Source organism: Pseudoalteromonas sp. S558 (assembly GCF_005886635.1).
In the GTDB taxonomy this organism is placed as follows: Bacteria; Pseudomonadota; Gammaproteobacteria; order Enterobacterales; family Alteromonadaceae; genus Pseudoalteromonas; species Pseudoalteromonas aliena.
Map to the genome: position 1 here is coordinate 1 of NZ_PNDU01000544.1, position 989 is coordinate 989.

The following is a 989-nucleotide window of genomic DNA, read 5'->3' on the forward strand; positions in this document are numbered from 1 at the left end:
ATGCATGAGATTCTTGCTTTTGTTTGAGTATTTCAGCAACATAAAGATATTGAAAAGTTAAGAATTGAGTCAGGGTTAAAAAGTTAGTTTTTGATTTTCATACCTTAATTTGTCGCCATAAATGACGACCTACACGTAGGACGTGCTTTAGCGCGTAAAGAAGTTTGCTGTAGGGTTGCTACTTTGTGTTGTCGCCATAAATGACGACCTACATGTAGGACGTGCTTTAGCGCGTAAAGTGGTTTGTAGTAGGATTGCTGCTTTGTACTGTCACCATAAATGACGACCTACACGTAGGGCGTGCTTTAGCGCGTAAAGTAGCTTGTTGTAGGATTGCTGCTTTGTATTGTCGCCATAAATGACGACCTACGCGTAGGGCGTGCTTCAGCGCGTAAAGTGGTTTGCTGTAGGGTCAAGCTGCTTTGTGTTGTCGTCATAAATGACGACCTACAGCAGGCATTCTTGGGATAACTGAGCTACCTTTTTTAATGAAATTTTTTAGAAGAGGGAGTTTTGAATGAGTTGGAGTGATTTAAAAAAAGGGCGAGTATCAATTCAGTCCGGCGAATATTTTATTACTATCACGTGCCAGAATAGGCAGAACATATTTAGTGACTATAAGCTTGCCAATACTTTTTGCAAATGTATTGCTGATAATGAATTTAGTCACCAGTGCCGCTGGTTAACATGGGTTCTTATGCCTGATCACTTTCATGGTTTATTACAGCTTAAAGGGGATAAGCTAGGCAATGTGGTTGGTCATTTAAAAGGGCTATCATCTTGGCGAGTAAATAAGGTTCGTGGGTTTCGTCAAAACGTGTGGCAGCCTGCGTATTATGATCATGCTTTACGAGAAGAAGAAAATAGAATTGAAATAGCAAGATACATTGCAGCGAACCCTTTAAGGCGTAGCATAGTCAACAAGCTTGGTGATTACCCTTTTTGGAATTCAGTATATTTGTAGGTATTTGTCGCCATAAATGACGACC

2 protein-coding genes are annotated in these 989 nt (G+C 40.3%); one reads left to right on the top strand and one right to left on the bottom strand.

Translation table 11 applies throughout. The annotated features are described in order from the left end of the window. Positions 1–305: 305 nt before the first annotated feature. On the bottom strand, positions 306–437 hold the full coding sequence (locus CWB66_RS23010) for a hypothetical protein (RefSeq protein ID WP_289508522.1): 132 nt from the start codon (positions 435–437) through the stop codon (positions 306–308). An 80-nt stretch (positions 438–517) separates the two neighbouring features. Between CWB66_RS23010 and CWB66_RS21340 the strand changes: the two genes are divergently transcribed. Then, complete coding sequence (locus CWB66_RS21340) at positions 518–964, top strand: REP-associated tyrosine transposase (protein ID WP_138586993.1); 447 nt, start codon at positions 518–520, stop codon at positions 962–964. Positions 965–989: the final 25 nt, after the last annotated feature.